Origin of the sequence: Streptomyces sp. V2I9 (genome assembly GCF_030817475.1) — a bacterium.
Lineage (GTDB): Bacteria > Actinomycetota > Actinomycetes > Streptomycetales > Streptomycetaceae > Streptomyces.
Genome location: NZ_JAUSZJ010000001.1, coordinates 39,142 through 56,848, shown reverse-complemented (window position 1 = coordinate 56,848; position 17,707 = coordinate 39,142). Strand labels below are relative to the sequence as shown.

The following is a 17,707-nucleotide window of genomic DNA, read 5'->3' as shown; positions in this document are numbered from 1 at the left end:
CGTCGGCGAAGCGGACCGGCTGCCGTACCTGTCCGACCCAGTAGGCGGGGGTGTCGATCTGCCCCGGCGCGGTCGTCACGATCGGGATCTGCGGGGTGTGGTACGTCAACGACTCGGCGACCGTGGTGAATTCGTCGAGCATGGGTTCCATCAGGTGCGAGTGGAAGGCGTGGGAGACCGCCAGCCGCTTGACCCGGACCCCCTCCCCGCGCAGCCGCTCCTCCAGGACGGCGACGGCCGCGGCATCGCCGGAGACGGTCACCGAGGTGGGGCCGTTGACGGCGGCGAGGTCCACCCCGTCGGGAAGTACGAGGTCCTCCTCGGCCGTCTCCACGGCGAGCATCGCACCGCCCTCGGGCAGGGCGTCCATCAACCGCCCGCGCGCCGACACCAAGGTGCACGCGTCGTCCAGGGAGAGCACCCCGGCCACATGCGCGGCGGCCAGCTCACCGATCGAGTGCCCCACGAGCACGTCCGGGGTGACCCCCCAGGACTCCAGGAGGCGGAAGAGGGCCACTTCCAGGGCGAACAGGCCCGCCTGCGTGTAGACGGTCCGCCCCAGCAGACCGGCGTCGTCACCGAACACCACATCCCGCAACGGCCGTTCCAGGTCCACGCGGGCGCAGACAGCGTCGAACGCGTCCGCGAACACCCCGTACGCCTCGTACAACTCCCGGCCCATGCCCAGCCGTTGCGAGCCCTGGCCGGAGAACAGCAGGGCCAGGCCGCCGTGCACGACCTTGTCACACACCGTGTCCGGGGTGGGTTCGCCGAGGGCGAGGGCGGTCAGGGCGGCCGTGTGGGGGGCGAAGACCACGGCGCGGTGGGCCAGGTCGGCGCGGGTGGCGGCCAGGGAGTGCGCCAGGTCGGCGGGGTCCGCGTCCACTCCGGCGAGCAGGGCGGCCTGCCGGGCGAGTGCCTCGGGTGTAGCGCCGGACAGCGGGAGGGGCAGCGGGAGGTCCGGGCGCTCGCCTCGTGCGGCGGCGGGGGCGTCGGCCGGGTGCGGAGCCTGTTCCAGGATGGTGTGCGCGTTGGTGCCGCTGATCCCGAACGAGGAGACGCTGGCCCGGCGTGGCCGGGTCGTCCGCGGCCAGGTGCGGTTCTCGGTGAGCACTTCCACCGATCCGGAGGACCAGTCCACCTCCGGGGTCGGCTCGTCCGCGTGCAGCGTCGCCGGGAGGACCCCGTGCCGCACCGCCATGACGGCCTTGATGACGCCGGCGACGCCGGCGGCGGCCTGGGTGTGGCCGATGTTGGACTTCACCGAACCCAGATAGAGGGGTTCGGAGCGGTCCTTGCCGTACGTGGCGAGAAGCGCTTCCGCCTCGATCGGGTCGCCGAGCTTCGTGCCCGTGCCGTGCGCCTCCACCAGGTCGACGTCGGCCGCCTCCAGGCCGGCCGAGGCCAGCGCGGCGCGGATCACCCGCTGCTGGGAGGGGCCGTTGGGCGCGGTCAGGCCGTTGGAGGCGCCGTCGGAGTTGACGGCGCTGCCGCGGACCACGGCCAGGACCTCGTGCCCGTTGCGGACGGCGTCGGAGAGCCGCTCGATGAGCAGGACGCCGACGCCTTCTCCCCATCCGGCGCCGTCGGCGTCGGCGGAGAAGGCCTTGCAGCGGCCGTCGGCGGCCTGGCCGCGCTGCTTGCTGAACTCGGCGAAGACGGACGGTGTGGACAGGACGTTGACTCCGCCGACCAGGGCGAGGTCGCTCTCCTGGTACCGCAGCGACTGGCAGGCCAGGTGGAGGGCGACCAGGGACGACGAGCAGGCGGTGTCCACGGTGACGGCCGGGCCCTCCAGTCCGAAGGCGTAGGCGATCCGGCCGGACAGCACGCTGGGGGAACCGCCGGTGACGAGGTAGCCTTCGCCGGCCTCGGGGTCGCCCGCCAGCACGGTCAGGTAGTCCTGGCCGCCGGTGCCGGCGTACACCGCCGTGCGCGAGCCGGCCAGTGACCGGGGGTGGATGCCCGCGCGCTCCAGCACCTCCCAGGAGGCTTCGAGGAGCAGGCGCTGCTGGGGGTCCATGGCCAGTGCCTCGCGCGGCGAGATGCCGAACAGCTCGGCGTCGAAGTCGGTGGCGTCGGGGAGGAAGCCACCGGTGTGGGGGTAGTCGCCGCCGGGTGCGTGGAGGTCCCAGCCGCGGTCGGCGGGGAAGGGGCCCATGGCGTCGGTGCCGGATTCGACCAGCTGCCACAGGTCTTCCGGGGAGCGGACGCCGCCGGGGAAGCGGCAGGCCATGCCGACGATGACGACGGGGTCGTCGGTGACGGGGGCGGTGCCGTCGTGGGCGGGCGCCGTCGGGGCGGTGGCCTCGGGGGTTCCGTCGGCTGCGGCGCCGGTGATCTCGGTGGCCAGGAAGCGGGAGAGGGCCAGCGGGCTGGGGTGGTCGAAGACGACGGTCGCGGAGATGCGCAGCCCGGTGGTGAAGGTGAGGCGGTTGCGGAGTTCGACGGCGCCCGCCGAGGTGAGGCCGAGTTCGCCGAGCGCCCGTCCCGGCTCCACCTCGGAGCCCGATTCGTAGCCGAGCACCAGGGCCACCTGGTCGCGGACCAGGTCGAGCAGGAACCGGTTGCGCTCCGCCTCCGAGGCGCCCGCCAGCCGCTGGGCCGGTGGCAGGCTCTCCTGGTCGGCGGCGGGGTCCGGGGCGGGGTTCTGCTGCGCGGTCTGCCGGAGCCTGCGCACGTCGGGGAGTTCGTCGAGGAGGTGGCTGGGGTGGGTGGCGGTGAAGAACCAGGAGAAGACCTCCCAGCGGATGTCGGCGAGGGCGAGCGTGGTCTCGTCGCGTTCCAGCGCCGTACGCAGTCCCGCCAGGGCGAGTTCGGGCTCCATCCGGAAGATGCCGTGGCGCTCCAGGACGTCGCCGAAGTCGCCCTCCGCCATTCCGCCGCCCGCCCATGAGCCCCAGGCCACGGAGGTCGCGGCCAGGCCGCGGGAGCGGCGGTACTGCGCGAAGGCGTCGAGGAAGGCGTTGCCGGGGGCGTAGTTGCCCTCTCCTGCGGAGCCGAAGACGCCGGCGAGCGACGAGAAGAGGACGAAGGCCGACAGGTCCAGGTGCGCGGTGGCCCGGTGCAGGTTGAGGGCGCTGGCGGCCTTGGCGCGCAGGGCGGTCTCGACGCGGTCCGGTGTGAGTGAGTCCACGATGCTGGAGTCGACGACGCCTGCGGCGTGGAAGACGGAGGTCAGCGGCCGGTCGGCGGGCAGGTCCGCGAGGACGGCGGCCAGCGCGTCGTGATCGGCCGCGTCCACCGCGGCGATGGTGACCTCGGTGCCCGACTCCTCCAGTTCGGCGGCGAGTTCCGCCGCTCCGGGGGCGTCGGGGCCGCGCCGGCTGAGCAGCAGCAGGTGTTCGGCGCCGGAGGCGGCGAGCCAGCGGGCGACGTGGGCGCCGACGCCGCCGGTGCCGCCGGTGACGAGCACGGTGCCGGAGGGCTGCCACACCCGTCGGGGCGGGGTCGGCTCGGCGCGGCGCAGGCGGGGCACGAAGATCCCGGTGGCGCGTATCGCGGCCTGGTCCTCGTCGGTGCCGGCGAGGACGGCGGCGAGGCGGGCCAGGGCGCGCGGTTCGGGGGTGGCGGGCAGGTCGACCAGCCCGCCCCACTGGGTGTATTCGTGGGCGGCGACCCGGCCGAGCCCCCAGGTCAGGGCCTGTTCGGGGTGGGTGACGGTGTCTCCGGGGCCGGCGGCGACGGCGCCGGAGGTGGCGCACCACAGGCGCAGCGTCCCGCCGGTGTCGTGCACGGCGTGCAGCAGGGTGATGGTGGTGGCGAAGCCGGCCGGGGTGGCGGGGTGGCCGGGGGCGTGGCCGTCGGTGAGGAAGAGGAGTGAGAGCACGCCGTCGGCGCCGCGCAGCCGGTCGGCGAGGGTGCCGCGCTCGTCCTGGTGGGAGACGGGCAGCAGTTCGGGGGTGGCGCCGGCTTCGGTGAGGGCTTCGGTGACGGCGGTGACCAGCGGGTGTGCGTGGTGGTCCGGTGGTACGGCGATGGCCCAGCGGCCGTCGAGCCGTCCGGCGGGGAGTTGTGCGGGGGTCCAGGCGGTCAGGTAGCGCCAGTTCTCGATGCGGCTGCGTTCGCGGTCCCGCCGGTGCCAGGAGGAGAGCGCGGACAGCGCCTCCTCCAGTGGGGTCCGGCCGCTCACGTCGAGCATGCGCTGGAGGGCGGGCAGGTCCTCCTGCTCGACGGCGGACCAGAACCAGTCCTGTGAGGTGTCCGCGGCGGGTGGTTCGAATGTGATGGTGTCCAGCCAGTAGCGGCGGCGCTGGAAGGCGTAGGTGGGCAGTTCGACGCGGGTGCCGCCGCGGCCGGCGTAGAGCGCGGCCCAGTCGACGCGGACGCCGTGTACGGCTGCTTCGGCGACCGCGGTGAGCCAGCGCCGGACTCCGCCCTCGCCGCGGCGCAGGGTGCACAGGACGGAGGCGCTCAGGCCGAGGGCTTCGACGCTCTCGCCGATGCCCATGCTGAGGCCGGGGTGGGGGCTGATCTCCAGGAACAGGGTGCGCCCCTCGGTCAGCAGGGTGCGGGTGACGTCCTCGAACCGCACCGTGTTACGCAGATTGTCGAACCAGTACCGCGCGTCCAGCCCCGCCGTGTCCTCCCGCAGACCACTCACCGTCGAATAGAACGGCACCGACGAGGACACCGGCACCACCGGACCCAGATCCTCCAACAACCGCTCCCGGACCCGCTCCACCTGCACACAGTGCGAGGCATAGTCCACCGGCACACGACGCGCCCGGACCCCCTCCTCCACGCAGTACGCGAGCAACTCCTCCACCGCACCCGCATCACCGGACACCACCGTGGAACCCGGCCCGTTCACCGCCGCCACCGACAACCCCGCCCACCGCGCCACCAACTCCCGCGCCCGCGCCACCGGAACCGCCAGGGACACCATCCCCCCCAGCCCCGACAACTCCCCCGCGATCGCACGAGCCCGCAGCGCCACCACCCGCGCCCCGTCCTCCAACGACAGACCACCCGCCACCACCGCCGCAGCGATCTCCCCCTGCGAATGACCCACCACCGCCGCCGGCACCACACCCACCGACGCCCACAACCGCGCCAAAGACACCATCACCGCCCACAACACCGGCTGGACCACCTCCACCCGCTCCAGCTCCGCACCCTCCCCCCGCACCACCTCCAACAGGGAGAAATCCGTGAACGGCTCCAACGCCCGCCCACACTCCGCCATCGCCCCGGCGAACACCGGCTCCCGCTCCAACAACTCCCCCGCCATCCCCACCCACTGCGAACCCTGACCGGGAAAGACGAAGACGGTGCCGCCCTGTCCCGGTTCCTGGGTGCGGGTGATCACTTCCGCGGTCTCCCGGCCCTCGGCCAGCGCGGTCAGGCCGCGGAGGAACCCGGCGTGGTCCTCGGCCAGCACCACCGCGGAGTGCTCCAGCATCGCGCGGGTGGTGGCGCAGGAGAATCCGATGTCGAGGGGTGCCGGGCTGTTCTCCTCCCCGATCTCCTGGAGGTGGCTGAGCAGTTGCCCGGCCTGGCCGCGCAGTGCCTGCGGGGTGCGTCCGGACAGGATCCAGGGGAGGGCGGGGAGTTCGGGGCGTGCGGGTGCGTCGTCCGGTGCGGGGGTGGCGGTGGGCTCCGGTGCGCGGTATTCCTCCAGCACGACGTGGGCGTTGGTGCCGCTGACGCCGAAGGAGGACACCGCGGCCCGGCGGGGCTGCTGTCCGCCCGGCCACGGGCGGGCCTGCGTGAGCAGTTCGACGGCGCCGGAGGACCAGTCCACGTGGGGGGTGGGCTCCTGCGCGTGCAGGGTCTGCGGCATGACTCCGTGCCGCAGCGCCTGCACCATCTTGATCACACCGCCGGCACCGGCCGCGGCCTGGGTGTGCCCGATGTTCGACTTCAGCGACCCCAGCCACAGCGGCTTGCCGGCGGGCCGGTCCTGCCCGTAGGCGTTGAGCAGCGCCTGCGCCTCGATCGGGTCACCCAGCGTGGTACCGGTACCGTGCGCCTCCACCACGTCGATGTCGGCGGCGGTCAGCCGGGCCGAGGCGAGCGCGGCGCGGATGACGCGTTGCTGGGAGGGGCCGTTGGGGGCGGTCAGGCCGCTGGAGGCACCGTCCTGGTTGACCGCGGAGCCGCGCACCACGGCCAGGACGTCGTGGCCGTTGCGTACGGCGTCGGAGAGCCGCTCCACCAGCAGCACCCCCACGCCCTCGGCCCAGCCGGTGCCGTCGGCGTCCGCGGAGAAGGCCTTGCAGCGGCCGTCGGAGGCGAGGCCTCCGGACAGGGCGAAGTCGACGAAGGTGTTCGGGGTGACCATGACCGCGACGCCGCCGGCCAGGGCCAGTGAGCTCTCGCCGCTGCGCAGGGAGCGCATGGCCAGGTGCAGGGCCACCAGGGACGAGGAGCAGGCGGTGTCCACGGTCAGGGCGGGGCCCTCCAGCCCCAGGGTGTAGGCGACCCGGCCGGAGACGACGCTTCCGCTGTTGCCGGTGCCCAGGTGTCCGGCGACCTCGTCGGGGACGGACATGACGCGCGAGGCGTATTCGTTGTACATGACACCGGTGAAGACGCCGGTGCGGCTCCCGCGCAGGGACAGCGGGTCGATGCCGGCGCGTTCCACGGCTTCCCAGGAGGTCTCCAGCATCAGCCGCTGCTGGGGGTCCATGGCGAGCGCCTCGTGGGGCGAGATGTTGAACAGCGAGGGGTCGAAGTCGGCGACGCCGTCGAGGAAGCCTCCCTCGCGGGAGAATTCCGCCTCGGCGGCGATGCCGGTGGTGAAGGGCGACATGTCCCAGCCGCGGTCGGTGGGGAAGTCGCCCATCGCGTCGACGCCGTCGCGCACCAGGCGCCACAGTGCCTCGGGTGAGTCGACTCCGCCGGGGAAGCGGCAGGACATGCCGATGATGGCGATCGGCTCGTGCTCGGTGGACTCCGCGGCGCGGAGCCGCTGGCGTACCGAGGCGAGGTCGGTGGTGACCCTCTTCAGGTAGTCCCGCAGCTTGTCCTCGGTGGACACGGCACGTGCGCCGACTGTCTCGTCCGGCATCGCCTCAGGCTCCCAGTTCGTTGTCGATGAAGGCGAAGAGGTTGTCGTCGTCCGCCGTGTCGAGGTTTCCGGCGGCGGTGACGAGGCCCGAGTCGTCCGCGGTGTCGTGCCGGGCGAGCAGTGCGTGCAGCCGCGAGACCACGCGGCTGCGGGTCTCGTCGCCCGGGCCGGCCGCGGCGAGGGCGGCGTCGAGCCGGTCCAGGTCGGCCAGGAGTGCGGCGGGGCCGGTCTCGGTGTCCTCGACCACCAGGTGTTCCAGCAGGTGGTCGGCGAGGCGGTCGGCGTTCGGGTGGTCGAAGACCAGGGTGGTCGGCAGCCTGAGTCCGGTGGCGGCGCTGAGCTGGTTGCGGATCTCGACCGCGCTGAGTGAGCTGAACCCCAGGTCGGTGAAGCCGAGTTCGGGGTGGATGGCCTCGGCGGAGGCGTGTCCGAGGACTGCGGCCGCGTGGCCGCGGATCAGGTCGAGTACGACCTGTCGCCGCTCGGAGGGGTCGAGGGGGGCCAGGCGGGCGCTGAGCGAGGATGTGTCCGGCCGCTCTTCCCCGGCCGTCCGCCGGGCCGGCGGGGGGACGAGGGTGCGCAGCAGCGCGGGCACCGGAACGCTGCCCGCGTGGGCGCGCAGGGCGGTCAGGTCCAGGCGTGCCGCCACCACGTGGGAGCGGCCGGTGGTGAGGGCGGCGTCGAGCAGGGTGAGGCCGTCCTCGTCGGACAGAGCGGTTCCGCCGCCGGCCGCGTCCTCGCGTGCGGTGTCGGCGAGGTGGCCGGTCATGCCGGTGCTGGTGGCCCACATGCCCCAGGCGATGGAGAGGGCGTCGCGGCCGCGGGCGCGGAGCTGGGCGGCCAGTGCGTCCAGTGCCGCGTTGGCGGCGGCGTAGTTGGCCTGGCCGGGTGCTCCGAAGGTGCCGCTGACGGAGGAGAAGAACACGAACAGTTCGGCCCCGGCCAGTTTGCTCAGGTGGAGTGCCGCGTCGGTCTTGGGGCGCAGGACGGCCGCGGCGCGCTTGGGTGTCATCGACTCGAAGACACCGTCGTCCAGGACGCCTGCCGCGTGCACCACGGTGGCGATCCGGCGGCCGGTCAGCACCTCGGCGAGGCGGTCCTCGTCGGCCGCGTCGCAGGCGACGATCTCGGCCCGGGCGCCGAGAGCGGCGAGGTCGGCGGTGAGGTCGGCGGCTCCGGGGGCGTCCGGGCCGGAGCGGCTGAGCAGGAGCAGGTCGGTGACGCCGTGGGCGGTGGCGAGGTGCCGGGCGACCAGGCCGCCGAGTCCTCCGGTGCCGCCGGTGACCAGGACGGTTCCGGCGGGCAGTGCGGGCTCGCCCGCCGGCCGGGCGCGGACGAGGCGGGGCACCAGCAGGGAACCGCCGCGCAGGGCGGTCTCCGGCTCGCCGGGGACGAGTGCCTCGGCGAGGCCGGTGAGGTCGCCGTCGGTGTCGACGAGCACGAACCGGCCGGGGTGTTCGGAGTGTGCCGACCGGAGCAGTCCGCGGGCGGCCGCGCCGGGCAGGTCGGTGATGTCCTCACCGTCCCGTACGGCGACGGAGCCGCAGGTGAGGAGCGCGATGCGGGTCTCGTCGAAGCGCCGGTCCGCGAGGAGGGCCTGTGCCGGTTCGAGCACTTCGGCGACCCGGCGGTGCACCGCCTCGACGTCGTCGTCCGGTGTCGCCGCTCCGGAGAGGAGGACGACCTCGGGCACGTTCATGCCCGCGTCGACGTAGGCGATCAGCGCGGCGGTGTCGGCGTGCCACTCGACGGCGAAGTCCTCCTCGGCCAGGTGGTCGGCCGCGCCGAGGATGTCGCCGCCGACCACGGCCCAGGTGGCGGGGAACGGGCCGGGGGCGGCGGATGTCCAGTCGGTGGTGAACAGTGCGTCGCCGGGGCCGTTCGCGGAGGTCAGCTGGGCGGCGGAGACCGGACGGAGCTCCAGCGACTCGACATGGATCACCGGGGCGCCGGTGGTGGTGACGGCTTCCAGGCGTATGGACTCCCGCTCGGTGGAGCGGCTCAGCCGGACCCGCAGTTCGGTGCTGCCCGCCGTGTACGCGGTGACGCCCTGCCAGGCGAAGGGGATGTGTACGCCGTCGGCGCCGGGGAGGAGTCCTCCGGCTCCGATGGCGTGCAGGGCGGCGTCGAGGAGGGCGGGGTGCAGGGAGAATCCCTCGGCGCCGGTGCGGGCTTCGGAGGGGAGCGTGACCTCGGCGAACACCTCGTTGTCCCGCCGCCGGACGGAGCGCAGGCCCCGGAAGGCGGGGCCGTACCCGTAGCCGCTGTCGGCGGCGGGTTCGTAGAGCCCGGTCAGGTCGACCGGTTCGGTGTCCGCGGGGGGCCACGGGAGCGGTTGCGGGACGTGGTCGGCGGGGTCGGCGGCACGGACGGTGCCCCTGGCGTTGCGGGTCCAGGCTCCGTCGTCGCCCTCGATGCGGGAGTAGACGGTGAGGGCGCGGGTGCTCTGGTCGGGGGTGCTGTCCGCGACGACGACCTGCAGGACGACCGCCCGTCCCGTGGGCAGGGTGAGCGGGGTCTCCAGGGCGAGGTCGTCCAGATGCGGGCAGCCGGCCGACGCGCCGGCCCGGAGGGCGAGTTCGACCAGGGCGGTGCCGGGGAGCAGGGTGGTGCCCAGCAGGACGTGATCGGCGATCCACGGGTGGGTGTCCGCGGCGATGCGTCCGGTGAGCAGCACTCCGTCCGTGCCGGCGACCGGTACCGCCGCGCCGAGCATCGGGTGGTCGGCGCGGTCCAGGCCCATGGCGGAGACGTCGGCGGGCAGTGCCCGGCTCTCGGGCCAGAAGCGTTCTCGCTGGAAGGGGTAGGTGGGCAGGTCGACGCCGCTGCCGGTGCGGTCCTCCAGGACGGTGCGCCAGTCGACGGGGATGCCGTGCACGTGGGCCTCGGCCAGTGCGGTCGTCCACCGCCGGCGGCCGCCCTCGCCACGGCGCAGCGTGCCCAGCACCGCCCCGGAGCGGTCCGCGGCCTCCATGCTCTCCTGGACCCCGACCATCAGCACGGGATGGGCGCTGATCTCCAGGAACACCGACCGGCCCTCGGCCAGCAGGGCGTCCGTGGCGTCCGCGAACCGTACGGTGCCGCGCAGGTTGCCGTACCAGTACGCCGCGTCCAGTCCCGCGGTGTCCATCCGCTCCCCCGACACCGTCGAGTGGAACGGCACCGTCGAGGAGACCGGCGTGAGGGGGGCCAGCGCCTCCAGCAGCCGGTCCCGGACCCGTTCCACCTGTACCGAGTGGGACGCGTAGTCGATCGGCACCCGCCGGGCCCGGACTCCCGCGCCTTCGCAGTGCGCCAGCAGTCCTTCCACACCGGCCGGGTCGCCGGAGACGACGGTGGAACCGGGCCCGTTGACCGCTGCGACCGACAGACCGGGCCACTGCGCGATCAGCTGCTCAGCCGCCGGGGCCGGCAGCCCCAGCGACACCATCCCTCCCGATCCCACCAGCTCTTCGGCGATCACCCGCGCCCTGAGCGCGACCACCCGTGCCCCGTCCTCCAGCGACAGGCCGCCGGCGACGACCGCCGCGGCGATCTCTCCCAGCGAGTGGCCCACCACCGCCGAGGGCACTACGCCCACCGACGCCCAGAGCCGGGCCAGTGACACCATCACCGCCCACAGCACCGGCTGCTCCACCTCGGCCCGTTCCAGGCCCTCCCCGCTGCGCACCACGTCCAGCAGCGAGAAATCGGTGAACCGCCCGAGCGCTCTTCCGCACTCGGCCATCGCCTCGGCGAACACCGGCTCCCGTTCCAGCAGTTCCGCGCCCATCCCCGCCCACTGCGTCCCGTGGCCGGGGAACAGGAAGACGGGTGAGATCCGTGACCGGGCCGCTCCCCGCACCACGCCCGGATGCGGGACGCCCTGGGCCAACGCCCGCAGGGCGCCGGGACGGTCCGGTCCCAGCACCACGGCCCGGTGCTCCAGCACCGCCCGCCCGGTGGCCAGCTGCCAGGCGGCGTCGGCGGGGTCCGTGCCGTCCGCGACGGCTGCGAGCCTGGCGGCGGATTCCTGGAGGGCGGCCGCGTTCTTGGCGGACAGGATCCAGGGGAGTTCGGGGCGTGCGGGTGCGTCGTCCGGTGCGGGGGTGGCGGTGGGCTCCGGTGCGCGGTATTCCTCCAGCACGACGTGGGCGTTGGTGCCGCTGACGCCGAAGGAGGACACCGCGGCCCGGCGGGGCTGCTGTCCGCCCGGCCACGGGCGGGCCTGCGTGAGCAGTTCGACGGCGCCGGAGGACCAGTCCACGTGGGGGGTGGGCTCCTGCGCGTGCAGGGTCTGCGGCATGACTCCGTGCCGCAGCGCCTGCACCATCTTGATCACACCGCCGGCACCGGCCGCGGCCTGGGTGTGCCCGATGTTCGACTTCAGCGACCCCAGCCACAGCGGTTTGCCGGCGGGCCGGTCCTGCCCGTAGGCGTTGAGCAGCGCCTGCGCCTCGATCGGGTCACCCAGCGTGGTACCGGTACCGTGCGCCTCCACCACGTCCACCTGGTGCGGCTCCAGGCCGGCAGCGGCCAGCGCCGCGCCGATGACGCGTTCCTGGGAGGGGCCGTTGGGGGCGGTCAGGCCGTTGGACGCGCCGTCCTGGTTGACCGCGGAGCCGCGCACCACGGCCAGGACGTCGTGGCCGTTGCGTACGGCGTCGGAGAGCCGCTCCACCAGCAGCACCCCCACGCCCTCGGCCCACCCGGTGCCGTCGGCGTCCGCGGAGAACGAACGGCAGCGGCCGTCGGAGGCCAGGGCGCGCTGCCTGCTGAAGTCGATGAAGACGCCGGGGGTGGAGAGCACCGTGACGCCGCCCGCCAGCGCCATGTCGCACTCGCCGTTGCGCAGTGCCTGGCAGGCCAGGTGCAGGGTGACCAGGGAGGAGGAGCAGGCGGTGTCCACGGTCATGGCCGGACCCTCGAGTCCGAAGGTGTAGGACACCCGGCCGGCGAGCACGCTGCCCGAGGTGCCGGTGCCGAGGTAGCCCTCGACCCCTTCCGGCAGCACGGTCATGGTGGCGCCGTAGTCGTGGTACATGAGTCCGGCGAACACGCCGGTGGAGGTGCCGCGCAGGGAGCTCGGGTCGATTCCGGCCCGCTCGAAGGCCTCCCAGGAGGCTTCCAGCATCAGCCGCTGCTGCGGGTCCATCGCCAGCGCCTCGCGCGGCGAGATACCGAAGGGCACGGGGTCGAAGCGGTCCGCGTCGTGGACGAAACCGCCCTGGAGGACGTAGGACTTGCCGGCCGCGTCGGGGTCGGGGTCGTAGAGGGCGGTGGTGTCCCAGCCGCGGTTGCCGGGGAAGGGGCCGATGGCGTCGGAGCCCGTCGCCACCAGGTTCCACAGGTCCTCGGGGCTGTTGACTTCGCCGGGGTAGCGGCAGCTCATCGCGACGATGGCGATGGGCTCGTCGTCGGCGGCGCGGCGGGCGGCCCGCGCGGGCGCCGGGGTGTCCGCCGCCCCGGTCAGGCGGGGCAGCAGGTGGGCCACCAGGTCCTGCGGGGAGGGGTAGTCGAAGACGAGGGCCGCGGGCAGCCGCAGGCCGGTCACGGCGCCGAGCCGGTTGCGCAGTTCCACGGCGGTCAGCGAGTCGAAGCCCAGGTCCCTGAACGGCTTGTGGTCCTCGATCGGCTCCGCGCCGGTGTGACCGAGCACACCGGCGGCCTCCGAGCGCACCAACTCGGTGAGCAGTTCGGTGCGTTCGGCCTCGCCGAGACCGGCGAGGCGCTCGCCCAGCGGGGAGGCGGCACCGGGCACGGCACGCGCCGCCTCGGGCAGGACGCGGCGGGTGACCAGGCCCCGCAGCAGGGGTGCCACCGCGGCGGGGTCGCGGTCCGCGGCGTCCCGCAGTTCGGCGAGGTTCAGCCGGAGGGCGACCAGGTGCGGGGTGTCGCCCGTGCGGACGGCGTCCAGGACGGCCAGCGCCTCGTCGGTGGCGAGCGCGGAGCCGACCCGCCGGATCCTGGCCCGTCCCGTCTCGTCCAGCCCGGCGGAGATGCCGGAGGTCTCCGCCCACAGGCCCCAGCCGACGGAGACGGCGCCCGGCCTGCGGCGGGCGACGGCGTCCAGCACCGCGTTCGCCGCCGCGTAGCCGGCCTGGCCGGCGGAGCCGAAGGTCGCCGAGGCGGAGGAGAACAGCACGAACAGGGAGACGTCGCCGACCAGGTCGTCCAGGTGCAGCGCGGAGGCCGCCTTGGCGTCCAGCACCGCGTCGAGCCGGTCGGGGGTCAGGGAGGTGACCACGCCGTCGTCCACGATCCCGGCGGCGTGCACCACACCGGTCAGCGGCCGGTCGGCGGGGATGCCGGCGAGTACTTCGGCCAGCGCCTCGCGGTCGGCCGCGTCGCAGGCGAGGACACGGGCCCGCGCCCCCAGGGAGGCCAGCTCGGCGACCAGTTCGTCCGCGCCGGGCGCTCGGGGGCCGCGCCGGCTCACCAACAGCAGGTCACGGACGCCGTGTTCAGCGGCCAGGTGCCGGGCGACGCGGCCGCCGAGGACGCCGGTACCGCCGGTGATCAGTACCGTGCCGTGCGGCTGCGCCGGGTCCGGCACCGGCGGGGGAACGGTGGCGCGGACGAGACGGGGCGCGTACAGCGTGCCCTGGCGCAGGGCGAGTTGCGGCTCATCGGTGTCCGTCAGGCCGGTGACGGGGGTGCCGCCGTCGGACGGGTCCAGGTCGAGCAGGACGAACCGGCCCGGATGCTCGGTCTGCGCGCTGCGCACCAGACCCCACACCGCGGCGGCGGCCGGGTCGACCGGGGTGTCCCCGGCGGGCACGGCGCCTCGGGTGAGCAGGACGAGACGGGAGGCGGCGAAGCGCTCGTCGGCGAGCCAGGTCCGTAGGTACTCCAGGGCGCGGTGGGCGGCGCGGCGGACCGCGGCGGGCCCGTCGAGGGTGACCGGGTCGTCGGTGTCCTCGGGGTCGGTGCCGGCGTGGACGGCCACCAGGGCGGGGGGTTCGGCCAGGGCCGCCAGTCCCCTCGTGCCGGCGACGACCGTCCACGGGGTGGAGGGGCCGGAGGCGGGCAGGCGGGCCCAGTCGACGCGGAAGAGCGTGTCGGGGGGTGTCCGGCCGTCGGTGGGCATCGCCGGCCGCAGCACCAGGGACTCCACGGAGGCGACCGGCCGGCCCGCCGGGTCGGCGAGTTCGAGCGAGACGGCGTCCGTGCTCGTCGGGGTCAGGCGCACGCGCAGGGCGGTGGCGCCCCGGGCGTGCAGGGTGACGCCGGACCAGCTGAACGGCACCCGGACGGCCGGATCGTTCTGCGAGGGGCCGCTCAGGGCCGCGCAGTGCAGGGCGGCGTCGAAGAGGGCGGGGTGCAGGCCGAAGCCCCCGGTGTCCGGGGAGTTCGCACCGTCGGCCGCGGCGGGCAGCGCCACGTCGGCGTGGACCGCGCCGTCGGAGGCGCGCCAGGCGCCGCGCAGGCCCTGGAAGAGGGGCCCGTAGTCGAGGCCGGCGGCGGCCGCGGCGGCGTAGAAGTCGTCCAGTGCCACGGGCGGTGCGTCCTGCGGCGGCCACGGGGCCAGGGTTTCGCCCGCCGCCGGGCGTGCGGGGGTCAGGAGGCCGGTGGCGTGCCGGATCCAGCCGCCGTCCGCGCCCTCGGCTCCCTCGGCCTCGTCGGGCCGGGTGTAGAGGGCGATCTCGCGGGAGCCGTCCGCGCGCGGGGGGCCCACCTCCGCCTGGATGCGCAGTCCGCCCAGCTCGGGCAGTTCCACCGGGGTGCCCAGGGTCAGCTCGTCCACGACGGGGCAGCCGACCTGGCTGCCCGCGTGCAGGGCGAGGTCGACGAGCGCGGTGCCCGGGACGAGGACCGCACCGAGGACACGGTGGTCGCCGAGCCAGGGGTGGGTGGTGCGGGAGAGCCGGCCGGTGAGGACGAGGCCCCCGTCACCGGCCACCGAGACGAGCGCGCCCAGCAGCGGGTGTCCGGCGCCGCTGAGCCCGGCCGTCCTGAGGTCGGCCGGGCTGCTGGGGGCCGGCCAGTAGTGCTGTCGTTGGAAGGCGTAGGTGGGCAGGTCCACCCGGCGGGGGCTCCACGGCTCCAGGACGGCCGCCCAGTCGGGGTCGAGCCCCGCGACGTGCAGGCGTGCCACGGCCCGCAGCAGGGTGTCCGTCTGGTCGCGGCCGTTGCGCTGGAGGGGGACGGCGAGCGCGGTGTCGTCCGTGGCGCCGACCAGGGCGCAGAGGACCCCGTCGGGGCCCATCTCGACGTACCGGGTGACGCCCTGGCGGCCCAGTTCCCGGGCGGCGTCGGCGAACCGGACGGTGGAGCGGACCTGGCTGACCCAGTACTCCCAGGTCGTCGGGTCGCCGTCGAGGGCGACGGTGGAGACCATCGGGATCGTCGGCGGGTGGTAGGTGAGGTCGCGGGCGGTCGCGGCGAACGCGTCGAGCATGGGTTCCATCAGGTGCGAGTGGAAGGCGTGCGAGACCGCGAGCCGCTTGACCTTGCGGCCCTGGCCGCGCAGTTGTGCCTCCAGCGCGTCGATCGCGGCGGCGTCGCCCGAGACCGTCAGGGACGAGGGCCCGTTGACCGCCGCGAGGTCCACGCCGTCGGGCAGCTCGATGTCGCCCTCGGCCGCCTCGACGGCCAGCATCGCGCCGCCGGCGGGCAGTTCCTCCATCAGCCGGCCGCGGGCCGCGACCAGGCGGCAGGCGTCGTCCAGCGACAGGATGCCCGCGATGTGGGCGGCGGCCAGCTCGCCGATCGAGTGGCCCGCCAGGACGTCGGGGCGCAGGCCCCACGACTCGGCCAGGCGGAAGAGCGCGACCTCGACGGCGAACAGGGCCGGCTGGGTGTGGACGGTGCGGTCCAGCGCCGCGCCGTCCTCGAAGACGATCTCCTTCAGCGGCCTTTCGCCGCCGGTCTTCCGGCACACCGTGTCGAAGGTTTCGGCGAACACCGGGAAGGTGTCGTACAGGTCGCGCGCCATGCCCGCGTGCTGTGCGCCCTGTCCGGTGAACAGGAAGGCGGTCCGGCCGGGCCGTACGGCGCCGGTGAGCACGTCGGGCCCGGTGCGGCCCTCCTGGAGGGTCCGCAGGCCGGCCAGGGCGTCGGCCTGGCCGGTGGCCAGGACGATGCCGCGGTGGTCGTGGGACCGGCGGGTCGCGCCGAGCGAGTGGGCGAGGTCGATGAGTTCGGCGGCGGCCCCCGTCGCGTCGTCCAGGAAGGTGCGCAGCCGGGCGGCCTGCGCCGCCAGGGCCTGCGGGGTCCGGCCGGAGACCGGCAGCGGCACGGTGGCGGGGGCGGGCCGGCGGGGAGCGGGCTCCTCGGCGGGGGCGTCGGCGGGGGGTTCCTCCAGGATGACGTGGGCGTTGGTGCCGCTGATGCCGAAGGAGGAGACGGCGGCCCTGCGGGGGTGTTCACCGGGTTTCCACGGCTGCTCGCCGGTGAGCAGTTCGATGCGGCCGGAGGACCAGTCCACGTGCGGGGTGGGCACGTCGGCGTGCAGGGTGCGGGGCAGCACCCCGTGGTGCATCGCCAGCACCATCTTGATCACGCCGGCGGCCCCGGCGGCGGACTGGGTGTGGCCGATGTTGGACTTCAGCGAGCCGAGCCATAGCGGGCGGTCCCGGTCGCGGCCGTAGGTGGCCAGCAGTGCCTGGGCCTCGATGGGGTCGCCCAGCGTGGTGCCGGTGCCGTGCGCCTCGACGGCGTCGACCTGGTCGGGGGTCAGGCGGGCGTCCTCCAGCGCGGCGCGGATGACGCGTTCCTGGGCGGGGCCGCTGGGGGCGGTGAGGCCGTTGGAGGTTCCGTCCTGGTTGACCGCGCTGCCCCGCATCACCGCGAGCACCGGGTGGCCGTGGCGGCGGGCGTCGGAGAGCCGCTCGATGAGCAGGACGCCGACGCCCTCGCTCCAGCCGGTGCCGTCCGCGTCGGCGGAGAACGCCTTGCACCGGCCGTCGGAGGCCAGGCCGCCCTGCCGGCTGAACTCGTGGAAGGCGACCGGGTGCGGCATGACGGTGACCCCGCCGGCGAAGGCCATGGAGCAGTCACCGGCGCGGATGGACTGGGCGGCCAGGTGCAGGGCGGTCAGTGACGAGGAGCAGGCGGTGTCCACACTGACCGCGGGCCCGCGCAGGCCGAGCGTGTAGGCGATACGGCCGGAGAGGACGGAGGTGGCGCCGCCGGTGAGCTGGTAGCCCTCGGTGCCGGTGCCGGCCTGCATGTTGATGCCGTAGCCCTGCCCGCTGGCTCCGAGGAACACGCCCGTACGGGAGCCGCGCAGGGTGTCGGGGTGGATGCCGGCTCGCTCCATCGCCTCCCAGGCCGATTCCAGGACCAGCCGCTGCTGCGGGTCCATGGCCAGCGCCTCGCGCGGGTTGATGCCGAAGAACGCGGGGTCGAACATGCCCGCGTCGTGCAGGAAGCCGCCCCGGGACGCTTCGGGGGCCGCGGCGCCCTCGGCGCCGGCCAGCGGGCTGTCGTCCCAGCCTCGGTCGTCGGGGAACGGGGTGACGGCGTCCGTGCCGGAGGCGAGGAGCCGCCAGAGTTCCTCGGGCGAACGCACGCCGCCGGGCAGGGTGCAGGCCACCGACACGATGGCCATGGGCTCGTGCTCCTGCGACTCGGCCTCGCGCAACCGCCGGCGGGTGTCGTGCAGTTCGGCGATCGCGCGGCCGAGATAGTCACGGAGCTTGTGCTCGGTGGGGCTCTTGCTCGCTTCGGTCGTCATCGTGCTCTCCTGCGGGGTCCTTGGAGCGGCGG

2 protein-coding genes are annotated in these 17,707 nt (G+C 74.6%); both read right to left on the bottom strand.

Annotation, left to right across the window (positions count from 1 at the left end):
- On the bottom strand, nt 1–7,015 hold a 7,015-nt coding region (locus QFZ71_RS00030; RefSeq protein ID WP_307666165.1), incomplete at its 3' end, for a type I polyketide synthase.
- A gap of 4 nt (nt 7,016–7,019) precedes the next feature.
- The gene (locus QFZ71_RS00025; protein WP_373465063.1) at nt 7,020–17,612 is read right to left on the bottom strand and encodes a type I polyketide synthase; all 10,593 of its coding nucleotides are present in this window, start codon (nt 17,610–17,612) and stop codon (nt 7,020–7,022) included.
- Nucleotides 17,613–17,707: the final 95 nt, after the last annotated feature.